The sequence below is a fragment of the Arcobacter lacus genome, assembly GCF_003063295.1.
In the GTDB taxonomy this organism is placed as follows: Bacteria; Campylobacterota; Campylobacteria; order Campylobacterales; family Arcobacteraceae; genus Aliarcobacter; species Aliarcobacter lacus.
In genome coordinates this window covers 62794-79399 of record NZ_MUXF01000001.1, presented here as the reverse complement: position 1 = coordinate 79399, position 16606 = coordinate 62794, and the positions used below count along the sequence as shown (strand labels likewise).

Below are 16606 nucleotides of genomic sequence, written 5' to 3'. Positions count from 1 at the left end.
AGTTATGGCTTCTTTTTTTGCACATGAATCTTGCTATGTTGATGAAAATGTAACTATAGGTGAAAATACGAAAATCTGGCATTTTTCGCATATTTTAAGTGGTTCAAATATTGGGAATAATTGTTCATTTGGGCAGAATTGTGTAGTTGGACCAAAAGTAAATATAGGAAATGGTGTAAAGGTTCAAAATAATATTTCTATTTATGAAGGTGTTGAAGTAGAAGATGATGTTTTTCTTGGCCCTTCTATGGTATTTACAAATGTTATAAATCCAAGAGCTTTTATAGTTCGACGTGAAGAATTCAAAAAAACAGTTCTTAAAAAAGGCTGTAGCATTGGAGCAAATGCTACTGTTGTTTGTGGTGTAACTATTGGAGAATTTGCATTAATTGGTTCAGGAGCTGTTGTAAATAAGGATGTAAAACCGTATGCACTTATGGTTGGAGTTCCTGCAAAGCAAATTGGATGGGTATCAAAAGCTGGAAATACACTGAAATTTGATGAATATGATGAAGCAGTTGATACTTTTGATAATAGTAAATATAAAATCCAAAATAATAATTTAATTTTAATAGAAGAGTAAAAATGAAGATAGATTTTGCAAACTTACAATATCAACATGAATTATACAAAGATGAAATAGAAAATGCTATTTTAAAAGTGGCAAGAAATTGCAACTTTATCATGGGAAATGAAGTACAAGAACTTGAAAAAAGTCTTGAAGAATTTACTGGTGCAAAATACGCTGTATCTTGTAGTAATGGAACAGATGCATTACTTATTGCTATGATGGCACTTGATATAAAACCAGGTGATGAAGTGATAACTACGCCTTTTACTTTTATAGCAACGGCTGAAATGATAGCATTTTTAGGTGCAATTCCTGTATTTGTAGATATTGATGAAAAAACTTATAATATTAATCCTGATTTAATAGAAGAAAAAATCACTTCAAAAACAAAAGCTATCATTCCTGTATCACTTTATGGACAACCTGCTGATATGGATAAAGTAAACCAAATAGCCCAAAAGTATAACTTAAAAGTAATTATAGATGGTGCACAAAGTTTTGGTTCTACTTATGATGGCATTACAGATTCTGCACTTGCTGATATTTCAACAACTTCATTTTTCCCTGCAAAACCATTAGGTTGTTATGGTGATGGAGGAGCTGTTTTCACAAATGATGAAGAAATAGCAAATAAAATGAAAAGTTTACGACTTCATGGTCAATCAAAAAGATATCATCATAAATATATTGGTATGGGTGGAAGACTCGATACTATACAAGCAGCTGTGCTTAATGTAAAACTAAAATATTATCCAAAAGACTTGGCAAAAAGAGCTGAAGTAGCTTCTAAATATACAAAAGCTTTAGAAAATAAATCAGGATTAGTACTTCCTTTTGTGGATAAAAAAGCAATATCAGCTTGGGCTCAATACTCAATAAGAGTAAAAAATAGAGATGAAGTTCAAAATAGATTAAAAGAAGCTGGAATTCCAACAGCAGTTCACTATCCAATGCCACTTCATCTTCAAGAGTGTTTTAAATATCTTGGATATAAAAAAGGTGATTTTCCTATTTCTGAGATAGTATCAGAGGAAATTATGAGTTTACCTATGAATCCTTATGTAACAGATGAAGAAATTGCATATATCGTAAAGAATTTATAAAATTGAAAACTTTTATTCCAATAGTTAACCATAGTCTAAAGTATAACTCTTCAATAGATGGATTAAGAGGTATAGCAATATCTCTTGTTCTTCTATTTCATATATGGCCAAAATATTTTTCATTTGGATATGTAGGAGTTGATATATTTTTTGTATTATCTGGATATTTGATAACACAAATAATATATACAAAACTAGAATCAAACAGTTTTTCTTTAAAAGAGTTTTATAGAAATCGTATACGAAGAATATTTCCTGCATTAATAGTAGTTTTAACTACTACATTACTTATTGGGTATTTATTTATGTTTCCAAGTGAGTTTGAACAACTTGGACAGCATATAAAATCATCTGCACTTTTTTATGAAAATTTTAGACTCATAAAAGAAGTTGGATATTGGGATGAATCTGCATCTTTAAAACCACTTTTACATTTTTGGTCATTGGCAATTGAAGAACAGTTTTACATATTTTGGCCACTACTTCTAATATTTTTATATAAAACAAGAGTAAATATAGTTATTTCATTATCCATACTATTTTTAATACTTTTTTCTTTACCTTTAATAACTGAATTTGATAAATTTTATCATACTTTATCTCGTGCATGGGAATTAGCTTTTGGTGGTTTAGTATTTATAGTTTCTTATAAATATAAAAATATATTTTATATATTAAATAAATATAAATATTTAATATACTTGTTTTTTTTTATTTCTATTGTTCTTTCATATAATAATAGTTCTTTTAATACATATAAAACTTTTTTAATTGTATTTTTTAGTGGTTTATTAATACTTAGTATATCTTATGATAAATCAAGAACGATGTTTTCAAATAATACTTTAGTATTTATAGGTCTAATTAGTTTTCCATTATATTTATGGCATTATGTTTTGATAAGTTTTACTCATATATTTGGAGTAAAACTAGATATTTCAATTGGACTATTACTTATTTTTTTATCTGTGCTTTTATCATATTTTACATATAGATATATAGAAATTTATGCTAGAGTAAAAAGTAGTTATATTTTTGTTTTTAAATTATGTATTGTAGTTTTAATTTTAGGATTTGTAGGAGATTATATATCAAAAAAGAATGGACTATCAAATAGAAGTCATCTTGAATCAAATGAAAGTTTTGAAAAACAGTTTATAAGAACTCCTGCCCAAAATGATTTAGGGATATCTTTAGTAACAAAAATTTTAGGATATAAGCCAACAAATAATTATATAAAAGCAACTTCAGATGATATAACTAAAAAATATATGGTAATTATTGGTGATAGCCATGCATTAGCCATATATGATGGGTTATCTAATTATTATATGAGTCAAAAAGATGGGGGGGGGGTATTGCTATTAGCTCAAGATGGTTGTTCTCCTTTAATAGATACTTACTCAGGAAAAACAGAAAAAGCTAAAGAAAAATGTAAAAAAGATATTGCTAATACTTATAAGTTATTAGAAAATAAGAAATTTTATATTGATAAAGTAATTTTTGTAGAAAGAGGTCCTAAAAATATGTATTTAAAAGGATTTGGAGATATTGATAATAGCAATGATTTAATATTAAAAAAATATGAAGGAACATCTACCTTAGAAGAACACAAATCGAAATGGATAAATTCACATAATTTATTAATGAGATATTTTAATTCACAAAAATATAGTTTCTATTATCTTTTAGAACATCCTGAATTAGGATTTAATCCAATACATTGCTTAAAAAGACCTTTTAATATATTTACAAAAAGTTGTAAAATTAATTATATTGACTATTTTGATAGAAATGAAGAATATAGAAAATTAATTTTTGAGTTGTACAAAAAGTATCAAAATGTAAATGTAATTGATACTGAAAAATTATTTTGTGATGAAAAATGGTGCTATGGTATTATAAATAATAAATTATTGTATCTTGATGATGATCATTTAAGTCAAGAAGGTTCAAAATTATTATCTAGATATATTCAGAATATTATTTTTGATGGAAATTAGAATGAATAATAATGATTTTGTAAAAAATGTTTTGACACTTATGACAGGCACTACGATTGCACAAATTATTCCTATTGCAATAAGTCCGATACTTACTCGTATATATACACCAGAAGATTTTGGAATATTTGCATTCTATATTGCTATAATTTCATTATTGGCAGTTTTTACAAATGGACAGTATGATTTAGCCATAATGCTTCCAAAATATGAAAAAAATGCTATAAATATTGTTGGATTATCTTTATTAATAAATACAATATTTAGTTCTATTATTTTTTGTATAATTTTTATATTTTTTGATTTTTTTCAAGGTTTATTAGGCAAAAATTCTCTTGGACATTTTCTATACTTAATTCCTTTTTCAGTTTTTTTAATTGGTTGTTATCAAACTTTTAATTATTGGCTAAATAGAAAAAAACAATATAAAACTTTATCAATGAATAAAGTTACACAAAGTTTAACAAATGGAACTTCAAGTATTGTTTTTGGTATACAGGATTTTGGTAAAGATGGTTTAATAATTAGTCAATTTATAGCACAAGCGATTGTTGTAGCTTTTTTAATTAAAAAAGTAAAGATAGGAGTTTTATTTCAAAATTTTGAAAAAGTAAAAGTTTTGGCATTATCAAAAAGATATATAAAATTTCCTAAAATTACTATGATACAATCATTTTTTAGCACAGCAACAGCACAACTTCCCGTAGTTATTATTAGTTCTTTTTTTACGCTAAACATTGCTGGTTTTTATTCTCTTGCAAATAGGGTTGTTGCATCACCAATATCAATAATAAGTTCTTCATTCTTCCAAGTTTTTTATCAGTCTTTTTCAATAGAAAAAAATAAACAAAAATTTTATAAGATGAAATTTATTAAAATAAATGCAATGCTTTTACCTCCATTTATTTTATTATGGTTCTTTTTAGAACCTCTTTTTGGATTTGTATTTGGAGAAGAGTGGCTTGTTGCTGGTGTTTATTCTCAAATTCTTTTACCATTGTTATATATGAAATTTTTAAGCAATCTTTTTACTACAACTACTTATTTATACTATGAAAAGCAGATAGAGAATTTTATTTTAAGTGTTTTAATTACACTAACAGCAATAGCCTCTCTTTTTTTGGGTTTGCTTATAGATAATATAGTATTTGGACTAATTATAATGAGTATCTCAAATAGCTTGGTGATAGTCTTTAAACTATATCGTTCATATGAATTCGTTAAAAAAGGTATTAAATGTTAGAAATATATAAAAATTTATTTGATCAATTAAATGATAGTGGAATAGCTTATATTGTTTATAAAAGTTTAAATCATTTAGATGAAGATTTAAATGGTGGAAGAGGTGACATAGATATATTATTAGATGAAAATGATATAGACAGTTTTGATTCTATTGTACTAAATAATAATTTTTTTAAAGTACAAAAAAAAGAGAAGCCTTATTATTATATGGGAATAGATAAAGTTACACATAAATTTGTAATGCTGGATGTAAATGTACAAGTACAGTTTGGACCTAAACCTTATAAACCGTATAATTTTTCTATTGAAGTAGATAAGCTTTCTTATAGAATGAAATATGACAGGGTAAAAATTCTAGATTTAGCAGATTATATTCCTTTAATGTTTATTATGAGAGTTGCATCTTTGAGCGAGAGAGAAGAAGATCTTATAGAATTACAAGAGTTAATAAAAATACATAAAATTGAAAATGGTTATATTTTAAGAATATTAAAAGAAGAAATTTCTTTAGATTGGAATGTTATTTCTCAAGATATTTTAAAATTTCGAAGTTGGCAAGAGTTAAAAGAAAAATATTTGATGCAAGTTCTTAAAAATGTTAAAAATAATAGTGAATTATCATCTAAGCAAAAATATAAACTCCTTTTGGGCAAAATAAAAGGGATTCAAAAAAAACTGAAATATCCATCTTACAAAATAAGAAATAAAGGATTTTTAGTTGCTTTTGTTGGAGTAGATGGAGCTGGTAAAAGTACTACAGTTGGGTATATAGAAAATTTAGAATTTTTTAAAAATACTGGAATTAAAAAAGTATATTTTGGAAATAATGAATATTGGATACCAGGATTACAAAGATTACTAAAAAAAGAAGTTAAAAAGAAGTTTTTTAAATTTTTATTAGGAACATTGTCTTTAGTTGATAGACAATTAAGAATTCTCATTGCTTTATACTATATTCAATTTGGAAATATAGTGCTTGCAGATAGATATATTTATGATGATGAAATAGGTAGAATTCAAAATAAAGAAAAGAATAATAAAAAACCATTAATTAAAAGAATATATCAAAAAATCTTTGGTGTTAAAATGTGGAAAAAACCTGAATTAACAATTTTTCTTGATGTAAGTCCTGAAATCGCATACAATAGAAAACAAGATTATTCATTTGAAAAAATGCTTGAAGTGAATAAAGTTTATAAAGAATACATGTATAAAGTAGATAAAGTGAAAGTAATTAATGCTGATCAAAGCCAAAATATAATATATGATGAAATAATAAGTCTTATGTTGGATTTAAAAAGATGAAACTAACTATAAAAAAAATAATTATGAAATTATTATTCCAGTTAAAAAATCCATTTATAATTTATATATTGATTTTTTTATTATCAAAAAGAAATTTGTATGTAGATAAAAAATACTTAAATAGAGAATTATTTATTTTATTAAAAAGGTTAAAAGGATTTCATAAATTTTCCATTTCTTCAACTGGTAGTTTGATTCTTTTTTATACGAATAAAGTGATTAAGATTCCTCTTGGAGATGTTTCTAAAGAATCATTAAAAAAGAATTATGATAATTATTTAATATTAAAAAATTCAGAGTTTAATACTTTGGTAGATTATAAATTAGATATAGTTGACAAATACTATGAAATGGATAATTTAGAAAATACAACTCTATCAAACAATGAAGTAAAAAAAATATTAGAATATTTTAATGCAAAGTCAAAAAAAATTAAATTATCTTCAATAAAAGATAAATTATTTTATAATCTTTATGAGGTGAATAAAATTTGCGGGATAGAAAATGTTTTTTTTGAAGATACAGAAATTAAGTCTTGTCCCATGCATGGAGATTTAACTGAAAATAATATTATGCAGACTAAGAGCAAAAAAATAGTTTTAATAGATCTTGACAGGTTTGTAATGGAAGGAATTGCTGGATTTGATTTACTGCACTTTGAAGTTGACAAAAAATCTAGAAAATTGAAAGTATCTTTTTTTGAATGTATCAAGCAAATGATTGATAATTCTGTAATTGATAAAAATAAATTATTTCTATATATTAAATATAGGGTATCACAAGAACATAATTTCAAAATACAGCTAGATAAGAATTATTATGACAACTTTAAGAGTTTATTAAATGACAAATAAGATATATTTAAATATACATTTATTTTTAAAAAATAGTTTAAATAATATAAATATTATTATATTGATAATTTTACTTTCAATATTTTTCTTTATACCTATAGATATTGGTAGATTAGGTATAAGAATAGACGATATTTTGATTTTATTATGTATTCCTATTTTGATATTACATACTAAATATATAGTAGTAGAAAAATATATTATTCCAATTTTATTATTTTTATTTTCAGTGATGATTTCTATCCTTTATGGTTATTTAGTTATGAATGTACCATTTAATAGTGGTGATATAAATGAATTTATTAGGTATTGTAAAATTCTTTTATTTGCCATTTTATTAGGATATGTTCCTGTCGTAAAGCTTTTAGATATGACTTTTAAAATATTTTATTATGGCTCTTTTTATATCATACTTGTTGGTTATTTAGAATATTTTGATCCTTTTGGAGTAGGTAAATACTTTTCTTTATTTTATACTTCAGAAAGTCAAATATATGTAGCTATAGAACATAGTATAAGAAGAATCACAGTCACGGGAAGTGGTCCAAATGATGGTGCAATAATTGTTGCTTATTTTATTTTATTTAACTTTTTTAGTTTTTTATTTACAAATAGGAAAAGATATTTAGTACTATTTTTACTTTTATTTACAGTTTTATTTTTTACTCAGTCAAGAACTATATTGATTGGTACAGTATTCTCATTAATTTTTATCTTTTTTACCCTTAAAGGGTATTGGACTAAAAAGATATTTTTACTGATAGTTATTAGCTTAGGTATAGTTGTGTTATTCCCCCTTTTTAGTTATGTTTTTATTGGTATTCAATTACTTTTTGAAGGTGAAAATAATTCTATTTTAGTTAGATTAGAAAATGCTCAGATAGCTTATCAATCTTTTTTAAATTCACCAATTTTTGGATATGGTATTGCTAAATCTTATTTTGTAGATATGACTATGGATAGTGAGTGGTTATCTTTGATAAGTAGATTTGGTTTATTTGGAGTGATTGCATCTATAAGTTTACTTTTTTATCCATTTTTTTTTAAAAAACAAATGGAAAAAGGTTCTGATATCAATTTAAAGATATATTATTTCACACTTTTAGCTTCTTGTATTACCGGTTTTGTAGTTATGCTAACTAATAATTTTATTACAGGATATCAATCTTTTTTACCATTTGTACTATTAATGGTTTTAAGCATTAGATTATTTAATTATAACAAGGCTAAAAAATGCATATATTAATAATTTCATCTGAACATTTTATAACTCAAACACAACCTTTAGGAGGTATTTTTCAATATCATCAAGCAAATGCATTAAGTAATGATAAACATCAAATAGGTGTACTTTCTGTTGGATATATTACTCCTAGATATTTAGTTAGTAAATATATTTATAAAAAAGAAGAAAAAAAAGGAAATATAAATATTAAAAGAAAATATAAACAATTATATTTTCCTCACAGATACATACCATTCAAAATTTTAAAAAATAATTATGTACAAATGGCTGATAAACTATACAGTAAATATATAGAAGAGTTTGGAATGCCAGATATTATTCACGCACATAATTTTTTATATGCAGGAGTAATTGCTGAATTTTTAAAAGATAAGTATGGAATAAAATATATTGTTACAGAGCATAGCTCAGCTTTTGTACAAAATAAGATATCAAATGAAAAAATTAAATCAATTGGAAATGTAGCAAAAAATGCATTAAAAGTTACAGCAGTTAGTTCTAGTTTTAATAATATTTTAAAAGAATATACTAAAACTAACATAGATTTATTACCAAATATAGTAGATGATTTTTTCTTTCAAAAAAAATTTCAAAATAAGATATCTAAAAATTTTATTTTTTTGCATATTGCTAGTCTTGATAAAAATAAAAATCAAGAATTATTAATTAAAAGCTTTGAAAAAATAGCAAAATTAAATCATAATATATATCTAAATATTGCTGGAAGTGGATATATGAAAAAATATTTAGAAAGTTTAGTTAAAAAGTTAGATATTCAAAAACAAGTTAATTTTTTAGGTCGAATATCACAAGAAAAAGTAAGAGATGAAATGATGAAGTCAAATTGTTTTGTATTATCAAGTAATTTTGAAACTTTTGGAGTAGTCCTTATAGAAGCTTTAGCATGTGGATTACCACTTATTGCTACAAAATGTGGTGGACCTGAAGATATAGTAAATAAACAAAATGGAATTTTGATAAATGTAGAAAATCAACTACAACTAGAAGATGCTATGATGACTATGTATAAAAATGCTAGTAAATATGATAAAGAAAAACTTAGAGGTGATGTAGAAGAGAAATTTGGAAAAAATGCTTTTATAAAAAATGCTATGAAATATTATGAAGTAGGAATAAATAATGAACAATAAAAAACAATATCAAATATGTACAAAATGTGTAATGGACACAACTGATCCAGAAATTAACTTTGATGAAAAAGGGGTTTGTAATCACTGTAGAGAGTTTGATGAATTTACATCAAAAAGATGGTTTCCAAATGATGAAGGTGCTAAAAAACTTCAGGCTATATATGAAAAAATGAAAAAAGAAAATGTTCATAAACATTATGATTGTATTTTAGGTCTTAGTGGGGGAGTTGATAGTTCATATCTTGCATTAAAACTTTATGAAGCTGGTATTAGACCTTTAGTTGTTCATGTAGATGGTGGATGGAACAGTGAATTAGCTGTGCAAAATATAGAAAATATTGTAAATTATTGTGGATGGCATTTACATACAATAGTAATAGATTGGGAAGAGATGAGAGATTTACAGTTAGCATATTTAAAATCAGCTATAGCAAATCAAGATGTACCACAAGACCATGCTTTTTTTGCTTCACTTTATCATTTTGCTACAAAGTATGGAATAAATTATGTAATAAGTGGTGGAAATTTAGCAACTGAGAGCATATTCCCAAAAGCTTGGCATTGGAGTGCTATGGATGCAGATAATTTACACGCTATTCATAATAAATTTGGCACTAAAAAACTAAAAAATTATAAAACAATAGGTTTCTATGAACTATATTTATATTATCCATTTATCAAAAAAATGAAGACTATAAGACCTCTAAACTTTATGCCATATATAAAAAGTGAAGCATTACAAGAATTAAAAGATAAAATAGGTTATAAAGAGTATGCTAGAAAACATGGAGAATCAGTATTTACTAAATTTTTCCAAAATTATTGGCTACCTATGAAGTTTGGTTATGATAAAAGAAAACCTCATTTAGCTAGTCTTATTGTAGCAGGGCAAATGAGTAGAGAAGAAGCGTTAAAAGAACTTGATAAACCATTGTATGATGAAAAAGAGTTAAAAGAAGATAAAGAGTATATAGCTAAAAAGCTTGGAGTTAGCAATGAAGAGTTTGAAAATATTCTTCAAATGCCATCACATAAATATAGTGATTTCCCTAATATGACAGAAAAATATAATAGAATGAAAAAAGTTCAAAATTTTGTATCAAAACTACTTGGTAGAAAAATCTCAAATTATTCGTAAGGTAAAAAATGATAGCAATACTTGATTATGGAATAGGAAATCTAAAATCTATTTATAATATGTTTAAAAAAGTGGGAGTTGAATCCATCATCACATCAGATATTGAAACTATAAAAAATGCTGATAAATATCTCTTACCTGGTGTTGGTTCTTTTGACCATGGTATAAATAGTTTAAAAAATGCACCATTTTTTGAAACTTTAGAAAAAGAGGTATTAGAAAATAAAAAACCTATTTTAGGTATTTGTCTTGGGATGCAACTTTTGACAAACTCAAGTGAAGAAGGAAAAGAAAAAGGTCTTGGATGGATAGATGCACAAACTATCAAGTTTGATTTAGAGGATAAGAGTTTATCTATTCCTCATATGGGTTGGAATAAAATAAATCCTACAAATACAAATGATATTTTTAAAAATTTGGAAGATAATAGATTTTATTTCGTACATTCATATCATGTGGTTTGTAATAATGAAAAAAATATTTTAGCAACAGCAAATTATGGACAAACTTTTACTTGTAGTATCTATAAAGATAATATTTATGGTGTACAGTTTCATCCAGAAAAAAGTCATAAATTTGGTATGCAACTACTCAAAAACTTTGGAGAGATGTAATGCTACAAAAAAGAGTAATCCCTTGTCTACTTTTACATAAAGGTGGACTTTATAAAACTGAAAAATTTAAAAAACCTACATATATAGGTGATCCTATAAATGCTATTAAGATATTTAATGAAAAAGAAGTAGATGAATTGATGTTTATAGACATCGATGCAAGTGTAGAAAATAAAGAACCAAATTATAAAATGATAGAAGACATTGCAAGTGAATGTTTTATGCCACTTTGTTATGGTGGTGGAGTGAAAAATATAGAACAAATGAAAAAAATATATGCTCTAGGAGTTGAAAAAATATCTCTAAGCAGTCAAGCTGTAATCAATCCAAATCTTATAAAAGAAGCATCTAGTATATTTGGAAATCAATCAGTAATAGTAACAATAGATATAAAAAAAGATTTTTGGGGGAATAAGAAAGTTTTTATAAATAATGGTAAAAAAAACACTAAGTTGAATCATATTGATTTTATAAAACAAGTAGAGTCTTTAGGTGCTGGCGAAATAGTGATAAACTCTTGTGATAATGATGGAATTATGAAAGGGTATGATATTGAACTTTTAAAAGAAATAAAAGAAAATACAAAAGTACCAATAATAGCTCTTGGAGGAGCTGGAAATCTAAATCATATAAAAGATGTTTTTGAAAATTCAAAAGTAGATGCTGTAGCTTGTGGAAGTATGTTTGTGTATCAAGGACCACTTAAAGGTGTACTTATTAGCTATCCTCCATATCAAAAGATTCAAGAATTATTAGGAAATAAATAATGCAAACTAAAATAACTCATCTAACATCAGCACATGCTAGATATGATACAAGAATATTTTTAAAAATGTGTAGTTCTTTATCAAAAAATGAAGCTTATAAAGTTAGTTTAGTAGTAGCTGATGGTAAAGGTGATGAAATTAAAAACAATGTAAATATTTTTGATGTTGGTGCAAAAACTGGTGGTAGAATATCTCGTATGACAAAAACTGTAAAAAAGGTTTTTCAAAAAGCAGTTCAATTAAATAGTGATATATATCATCTTCATGATCCAGAACTTATACCTATAGGATTGAAGCTTAAGAAAATGGGTAAAAAAGTGATATTTGATGCTCATGAAGATTTACCAAAACAACTTTTAGGGAAACCATATTTAAATAAAACTGCCAAAAATTTGCTTTCTAAAAGTTTTGAAATATATGAAAAATATGCTTGTAAAAAGTTTGACTATATTATTACAGCAACTCCATATATAAAAGATAAATTTTTAAAGATAAATAAAAATAGTATAGATATAAATAACTTTCCAATCTTAGGAGAACTTTCAAATGATACTCCTTGGAATGAAAAAAAAGATGAAGTTTGTTATGTAGGCGGAATAGCACAAATACGAGGTATAAAAGAAGTAGTAAAAGCTATGGAACATACAAATAATATTAGGTTAAATTTAGCAGGTTCTTTTAGTGAAAAAACTGTAGAAAAAGAAGTAAAAAACTACGATGGATGGCAAAAAGTAAATGAACTTGGATTTTTAGGAAGAGAGGACATTGCAGAATTATATAAAAAATCTAAGGCAGGGCTTGTAACACTTCATCCAATAATAAATTATTTAGATGCTTTACCTGTAAAAATGTTTGAATATATGGTAGCTGGATTACCTGTAATATCTTCAGATATTATTCTTTGGAAAGAAATAGTTGAAGGAAATAATTGTGGAATATGTGTAAACCCACTTGAACCAAAAGAGATAGCAGAAGCTATAGAATATATTGTTTCTCATCCCAAAGAAGCTGAACAAATGGGACAAAATGGTAAAAAAGCTATTCTTGAAAAATATAATTGGGATGTTGAAGAAAAAAAATTATTTAAAATATATGAAAGATTAATTTGATATGAATATTTGGATATTTAACCATCATGCTTTAACTCCCGACATGAGTGGTGGGACTAGACACTATGATTTTGCAAAAGAACTCATTAAAAGAGGTCATACGGTTACTATTGTAGCTTCTAGCTTTCATTACTCAAAGTATAAAGATATGAAAGATTATAAAAACAAAGATTATTTATGTGAGAAAATAGTTGGTATAGATTTTATTTGGATCAAAACTCCAGCTTATTTTGGAAATGGAATAAGTAGAGTGAAAAATATGATTTCTTACACTTACAAGGTTTTAAAATATATACCTAAATTAAATTTAGTTAAACCAGATATTATTTTAGGATCTTCTGTTCATCTTTTTGCAGTTTGGAGTGCTTATAAATTATCATGTAGATATAAAACTCCTTTTATTATGGAAGTAAGAGATCTTTGGCCTCAAACTTTAATAGACATGGGGATATCAAAATGGCATCCTTTTATTATGTTACTTGGATCGCTTGAAAGATATTTGTATAAAAAAGCTGATAAGATTATCTCAAATCTTCCTTATGCTTATGATTATATAGGTAAATTCGTTGAGAAGGAAAAGTTTATTTGGATATCAAATGGTGTTGATTTATCGAATATAAAATATACTCCAAAAGAAAAAAGTAACAAGTTTATAATAAGCTACACAGGTGCAATAGGAGTAGCAAATAATCTTCAAATTATTCTAGATGTTGCAAAAAAGTTAAAAGATAATGAAAACATATATTTTAGGATAGTTGGAGAAGGTGCCGAAAAAGAAAAGTTAAAAGCTTTCATGAAAGAAAATAATCTTTTAAATGTAAGTATAGAAAATTCAGTGCCAAAAAATGAAGTGACAAATATTTTACAAAATAGTGATGTAGTTTTTTTGAGTTTAAAAGATAGCCCTATATATAAGTTTGGCATAAGTTTAAATAAGCTGTTTGATTATATGGCTAGTGGAAGAGTTATTATTTTTGCAGGTAATTCAAAAAACAATCCAATAAAAGATGCAAGTGCAGGTTATAGTATAGCTCCTGATGATGTTGAAGTTTTACAAAAAACTATTTTGGAAATTTATAACTTATCTCAAGAAAAAAGAGATGCAATAGGACAAAAAATAAGAAAATATGTTGAAGACAATTATTCTATTGAAATTTTAGTAGATAAATTTGAAAAGTTATTAGAAGATGAAATTAGGAAGAAAAATGCTTAAAATACTATTTGACAAAACCTTAGCACTATTTTTGATAATAATCTTTTCACCTGTTTATATAGTAGTGAGTTTACTTATATTGTTGAAGATGGGAAGTCCAATACTCTTTAGACAAAAACGACCAGGAAAAGATGAAAAGATATTTGGAATCTATAAGTTTAGAACTATGACAAATGAGAAAGATAAAGACGGAAATCTACTTCCAGATGATCAAAGACTTATAGGAATAGGGAAGTTTATAAGAAGTACTAGTTTAGATGAACTTCCTCAACTTTTTAATGTTTTAAAAGGAGAGATGAGCTTTGTAGGACCTAGACCACTTTTGATAGAATATCTTGACTTATATGATGAAACACAAAAAAAAAGGCATAATGTCTCACCAGGAATTACAGGTTGGGCTCAAGTAAATGGAAGAAATGCTATATCATGGGAACAAAAATTTAATTATGATGTTTGGTATGTTGAAAATCAATCTTTTTGGCTTGATATGAAAATAATTTGGATGACTTTTTTAAAAGTTATAAAAAGAAGTGATATTAGCTCAAATACAAGTGCTACTATGGAAAAATTTACGGGAAGTAAAAATTGAGAACAATTTATATTTATGGAGCAAGTGGTCATGGCTTGGTTGTAGCTGATATTGCCATATCTTGTGGGTATGAAGAGATAATTTTCATAGATGATAATAAATCAAAAGGTTTTTTAACTTTTGAAAATATAAAAGAAAATAATCATATCCCAATAGCTTTTGGAATAGGGAATAATAAAATAAGAGCAAAATTATATGATAAAGTAAAAAATTATAACTTTTTTTTACCAGTTTTAATACATCCAAGTAGTATAATTTCGAATAGTGTTAAAATAGAAGATGGCACAGTTATTATGCCAAATGTTGTAGTAAATGCAAAAGCAATTATTGGTAAAGGTGTTATTTTGAATACTTCTTGTGTAATTGAACACGAATGTATTATAAGAGATTTTGTACATATCTCTCCAAAAGTAGCACTTGCTGGAGATGTAAAAGTTGGAAAATTTACTCACATAGGAATAGGAAGTAGTATTATTCAATGCTTAGAAATTGGTAAAAACTCTGTTATAGGTGCTGGTTCAGTTGTTGTCAAAAATATAGCAGATTTTAAAAAAGCTTATGGAAATCCATGCAAAGAAATAGGAAATATATATGAATAAAAGAATTTTTTTGAGTGCACCACATATGAGTGGAGCAGAATTAAAATATATAGAAAAAGTATTTGAAAGTAATTATATAGCACCTATTGGTGAATATGTAAATAAATTTGAAGATAGTATCAGAAATTATACAAAATCAGAAAATGCTTTAGCTGTTACAAGTGGAACAGCAGCTATTCATTTAACTCTAAGAGTTCTTGGAATAAAAGAAGGAGATGATGTTTTAGCTTCTACATTTACATTTATTGGTTCTATAAATGCAATTTTATATCAAGGAGCAAATCCAGTTTTTATAGATAGCCATAAAGAAACTTGGAATTTATGTCCAAAACTTTTAAATAAATATCTTTGTGAGTGTGAAAAGAAACCAAAAGCTTTGATAGTAACTCATTTATATGGTCAAAGTGCTGATATAGAAAAAATAGCTGATATTTGTAAACTCCATGGAGTTTATCTGATAGAAGATGCAGCTGAAAGTTTGGGTTGTACTATAAATGGTAAACATACTGGAACTTTTGGTGATTTTGGTATTTACTCATTTAATGGGAATAAAATCTTAACTACAAGTGGTGGTGGAATGCTTGTGAGTTCAAATAAGGATTGGATTGAAAAAGCAAAATTTTACTCTACACAGGCAAAAGAACCATTTATCCATTATGAGCATTTGGAATATGGATATAACTATCGTATGAGTAATGTTTTAGCTGCTATTGGTGTTGGACAAATGGAAGTTATAGAAGATAGAGTTACTAAAAAAAGAGAGATTTTTGAATGGTATAAAGAGTTTTTAGGTGATATAAAAGAGATAAATTTTATGCCAGAACTTGAAAATAGTAGGGGTAATAGATGGCTTACAACTTTGACATTTGAAAAAAGTGATTATAATAAAGTCATGAAAGCTTTAGATGCAGTAAATGTTGAATCAAGACCATTATGGAAACCTATGCATATGCAAAAATTATTTGAAAATTCAAAATCTATATTAAATGGGGTGAGTGAAGAATTATTTGCTAAAGGAATATGTCTTGCAAGTAGTACAACTATGACAAAAGATGATGTAAAAATGATTTGTGATGTTATTATAAAAGAATTGGATTAA

General features: G+C 25.8%; 16 protein-coding genes. All 16 read left to right on the top strand.

All coding sequences use genetic code 11. From position 1 onward, the window contains the following. Positions 1-4 precede the first annotated feature (4 nt). From B0175_RS00500 to pglE, 16 genes are read left to right on the top strand one after another with little or no spacing between them, the layout of a single operon-like run. Positions 5-583, top strand: coding sequence for an acyltransferase (locus tag B0175_RS00500; RefSeq protein WP_108526792.1), 579 nt, complete (start codon positions 5-7; stop codon positions 581-583). Positions 584-585: 2 nt separating this feature from the next. Beyond that, positions 586-1674: a DegT/DnrJ/EryC1/StrS family aminotransferase gene (locus B0175_RS00495; protein ID WP_108526791.1), complete on the top strand. Its 1089-nt coding sequence runs from the start codon at positions 586-588 to the stop codon at positions 1672-1674. 2 nt (positions 1675-1676) lie between these two features. Next, complete coding sequence (locus tag B0175_RS00490; protein ID WP_210004197.1) at positions 1677-3677, top strand: acyltransferase family protein; 2001 nt, start codon at positions 1677-1679, stop codon at positions 3675-3677. A 1-nt stretch (position 3678) separates the two neighbouring features. Beyond that, entirely contained in the window at positions 3679-4920 is a 1242-nt protein-coding gene (locus B0175_RS00485) for a lipopolysaccharide biosynthesis protein (protein WP_210004194.1), read from the top strand. Beyond that, positions 4914-6227, top strand: a complete 1314-nt coding sequence (locus tag B0175_RS00480; protein WP_108526788.1) for a hypothetical protein — start codon at positions 4914-4916, stop codon at positions 6225-6227. Before B0175_RS00485 ends, B0175_RS00480 begins: the two co-directional genes overlap by 7 nt. Continuing rightward, entirely contained in the window at positions 6224-7081 is an 858-nt protein-coding gene (locus B0175_RS00475; protein ID WP_108526787.1) for a hypothetical protein, read from the top strand. The genes B0175_RS00480 and B0175_RS00475 overlap by 4 nt, the downstream gene beginning before the upstream one ends. Continuing rightward, complete coding sequence (locus B0175_RS00470) at positions 7071-8327, top strand: O-antigen ligase family protein (protein ID WP_108526786.1); 1257 nt, start codon at positions 7071-7073, stop codon at positions 8325-8327. Before B0175_RS00475 ends, B0175_RS00470 begins: the two co-directional genes overlap by 11 nt. After that, a complete protein-coding gene (locus B0175_RS00465; protein WP_108526785.1) occupies positions 8315-9478 on the top strand; it encodes a glycosyltransferase in 1164 nt (387 codons plus the stop codon). The genes B0175_RS00470 and B0175_RS00465 overlap by 13 nt, the downstream gene beginning before the upstream one ends. Then, entirely contained in the window at positions 9468-10616 is a 1149-nt protein-coding gene (locus B0175_RS00460) for an N-acetyl sugar amidotransferase (RefSeq protein WP_108526784.1), read from the top strand. Before B0175_RS00465 ends, B0175_RS00460 begins: the two co-directional genes overlap by 11 nt. A gap of 8 nt (positions 10617-10624) precedes the next feature. Then, a complete protein-coding gene (gene hisH, locus B0175_RS00455; protein WP_108526783.1) occupies positions 10625-11230 on the top strand; it encodes an imidazole glycerol phosphate synthase subunit HisH in 606 nt (201 codons plus the stop codon). Beyond that, positions 11230-11997 carry an AglZ/HisF2 family acetamidino modification protein gene (locus tag B0175_RS00450; RefSeq protein WP_108526782.1) on the top strand — a complete coding sequence of 256 codons (768 nt, stop codon included), beginning with the start codon at positions 11230-11232 and terminating at the stop codon, positions 11995-11997. The genes hisH and B0175_RS00450 overlap by 1 nt, the downstream gene beginning before the upstream one ends. Beyond that, positions 11997-13106, top strand: coding sequence for a glycosyltransferase family 4 protein (locus tag B0175_RS00445; protein ID WP_108526781.1), 1110 nt, complete (start codon positions 11997-11999; stop codon positions 13104-13106). The genes B0175_RS00450 and B0175_RS00445 overlap by 1 nt, the downstream gene beginning before the upstream one ends. Position 13107: 1 nt before the next feature. Next, the gene (locus B0175_RS00440) at positions 13108-14319 is read left to right on the top strand and encodes a glycosyltransferase family 4 protein (RefSeq protein ID WP_108526780.1); all 1212 of its coding nucleotides are present in this window, start codon (positions 13108-13110) and stop codon (positions 14317-14319) included. Then, a complete protein-coding gene (pglC, locus tag B0175_RS00435; RefSeq protein WP_108526779.1) occupies positions 14294-14908 on the top strand; it encodes an undecaprenyl phosphate N,N'-diacetylbacillosamine 1-phosphate transferase in 615 nt (204 codons plus the stop codon). Before B0175_RS00440 ends, pglC begins: the two co-directional genes overlap by 26 nt. Next, a complete protein-coding gene (locus B0175_RS00430; protein ID WP_108526778.1) occupies positions 14905-15507 on the top strand; it encodes an acetyltransferase in 603 nt (200 codons plus the stop codon). Before pglC ends, B0175_RS00430 begins: the two co-directional genes overlap by 4 nt. Beyond that, positions 15500-16606 carry a UDP-N-acetylbacillosamine transaminase gene (pglE, locus tag B0175_RS00425; protein WP_108526777.1) on the top strand — a complete coding sequence of 369 codons (1107 nt, stop codon included), beginning with the start codon at positions 15500-15502 and terminating at the stop codon, positions 16604-16606. The genes B0175_RS00430 and pglE overlap by 8 nt, the downstream gene beginning before the upstream one ends.

Coding starts and splice junctions, on each gene's coding strand:
- B0175_RS00465 (WP_108526785.1), top strand. CDS start 8,315: ATGCATATATTAATAATTTCATCTGAACATTTTATAACTCAAACACAA.
- pglC (WP_108526779.1), top strand. CDS start 14,294: ATGAAATTAGGAAGAAAAATGCTTAAAATACTATTTGACAAAACCTTA.
- pglE (WP_108526777.1), top strand. CDS start 15,500: ATGAATAAAAGAATTTTTTTGAGTGCACCACATATGAGTGGAGCAGAA.
- B0175_RS00500 (WP_108526792.1), top strand. CDS start 5: ATGGCTTCTTTTTTTGCACATGAATCTTGCTATGTTGATGAAAATGTA.
- B0175_RS00445 (WP_108526781.1), top strand. CDS start 11,997: ATGCAAACTAAAATAACTCATCTAACATCAGCACATGCTAGATATGAT.
- B0175_RS00495 (WP_108526791.1), top strand. CDS start 586: ATGAAGATAGATTTTGCAAACTTACAATATCAACATGAATTATACAAA.
- hisH (WP_108526783.1), top strand. CDS start 10,625: ATGATAGCAATACTTGATTATGGAATAGGAAATCTAAAATCTATTTAT.
- B0175_RS00450 (WP_108526782.1), top strand. CDS start 11,230: ATGCTACAAAAAAGAGTAATCCCTTGTCTACTTTTACATAAAGGTGGA.
- B0175_RS00470 (WP_108526786.1), top strand. CDS start 7,071: ATGACAAATAAGATATATTTAAATATACATTTATTTTTAAAAAATAGT.
- B0175_RS00440 (WP_108526780.1), top strand. CDS start 13,108: ATGAATATTTGGATATTTAACCATCATGCTTTAACTCCCGACATGAGT.
- B0175_RS00475 (WP_108526787.1), top strand. CDS start 6,224: ATGAAACTAACTATAAAAAAAATAATTATGAAATTATTATTCCAGTTA.
- B0175_RS00460 (WP_108526784.1), top strand. CDS start 9,468: ATGAACAATAAAAAACAATATCAAATATGTACAAAATGTGTAATGGAC.
- B0175_RS00480 (WP_108526788.1), top strand. CDS start 4,914: ATGTTAGAAATATATAAAAATTTATTTGATCAATTAAATGATAGTGGA.
- B0175_RS00485 (WP_210004194.1), top strand. CDS start 3,679: ATGAATAATAATGATTTTGTAAAAAATGTTTTGACACTTATGACAGGC.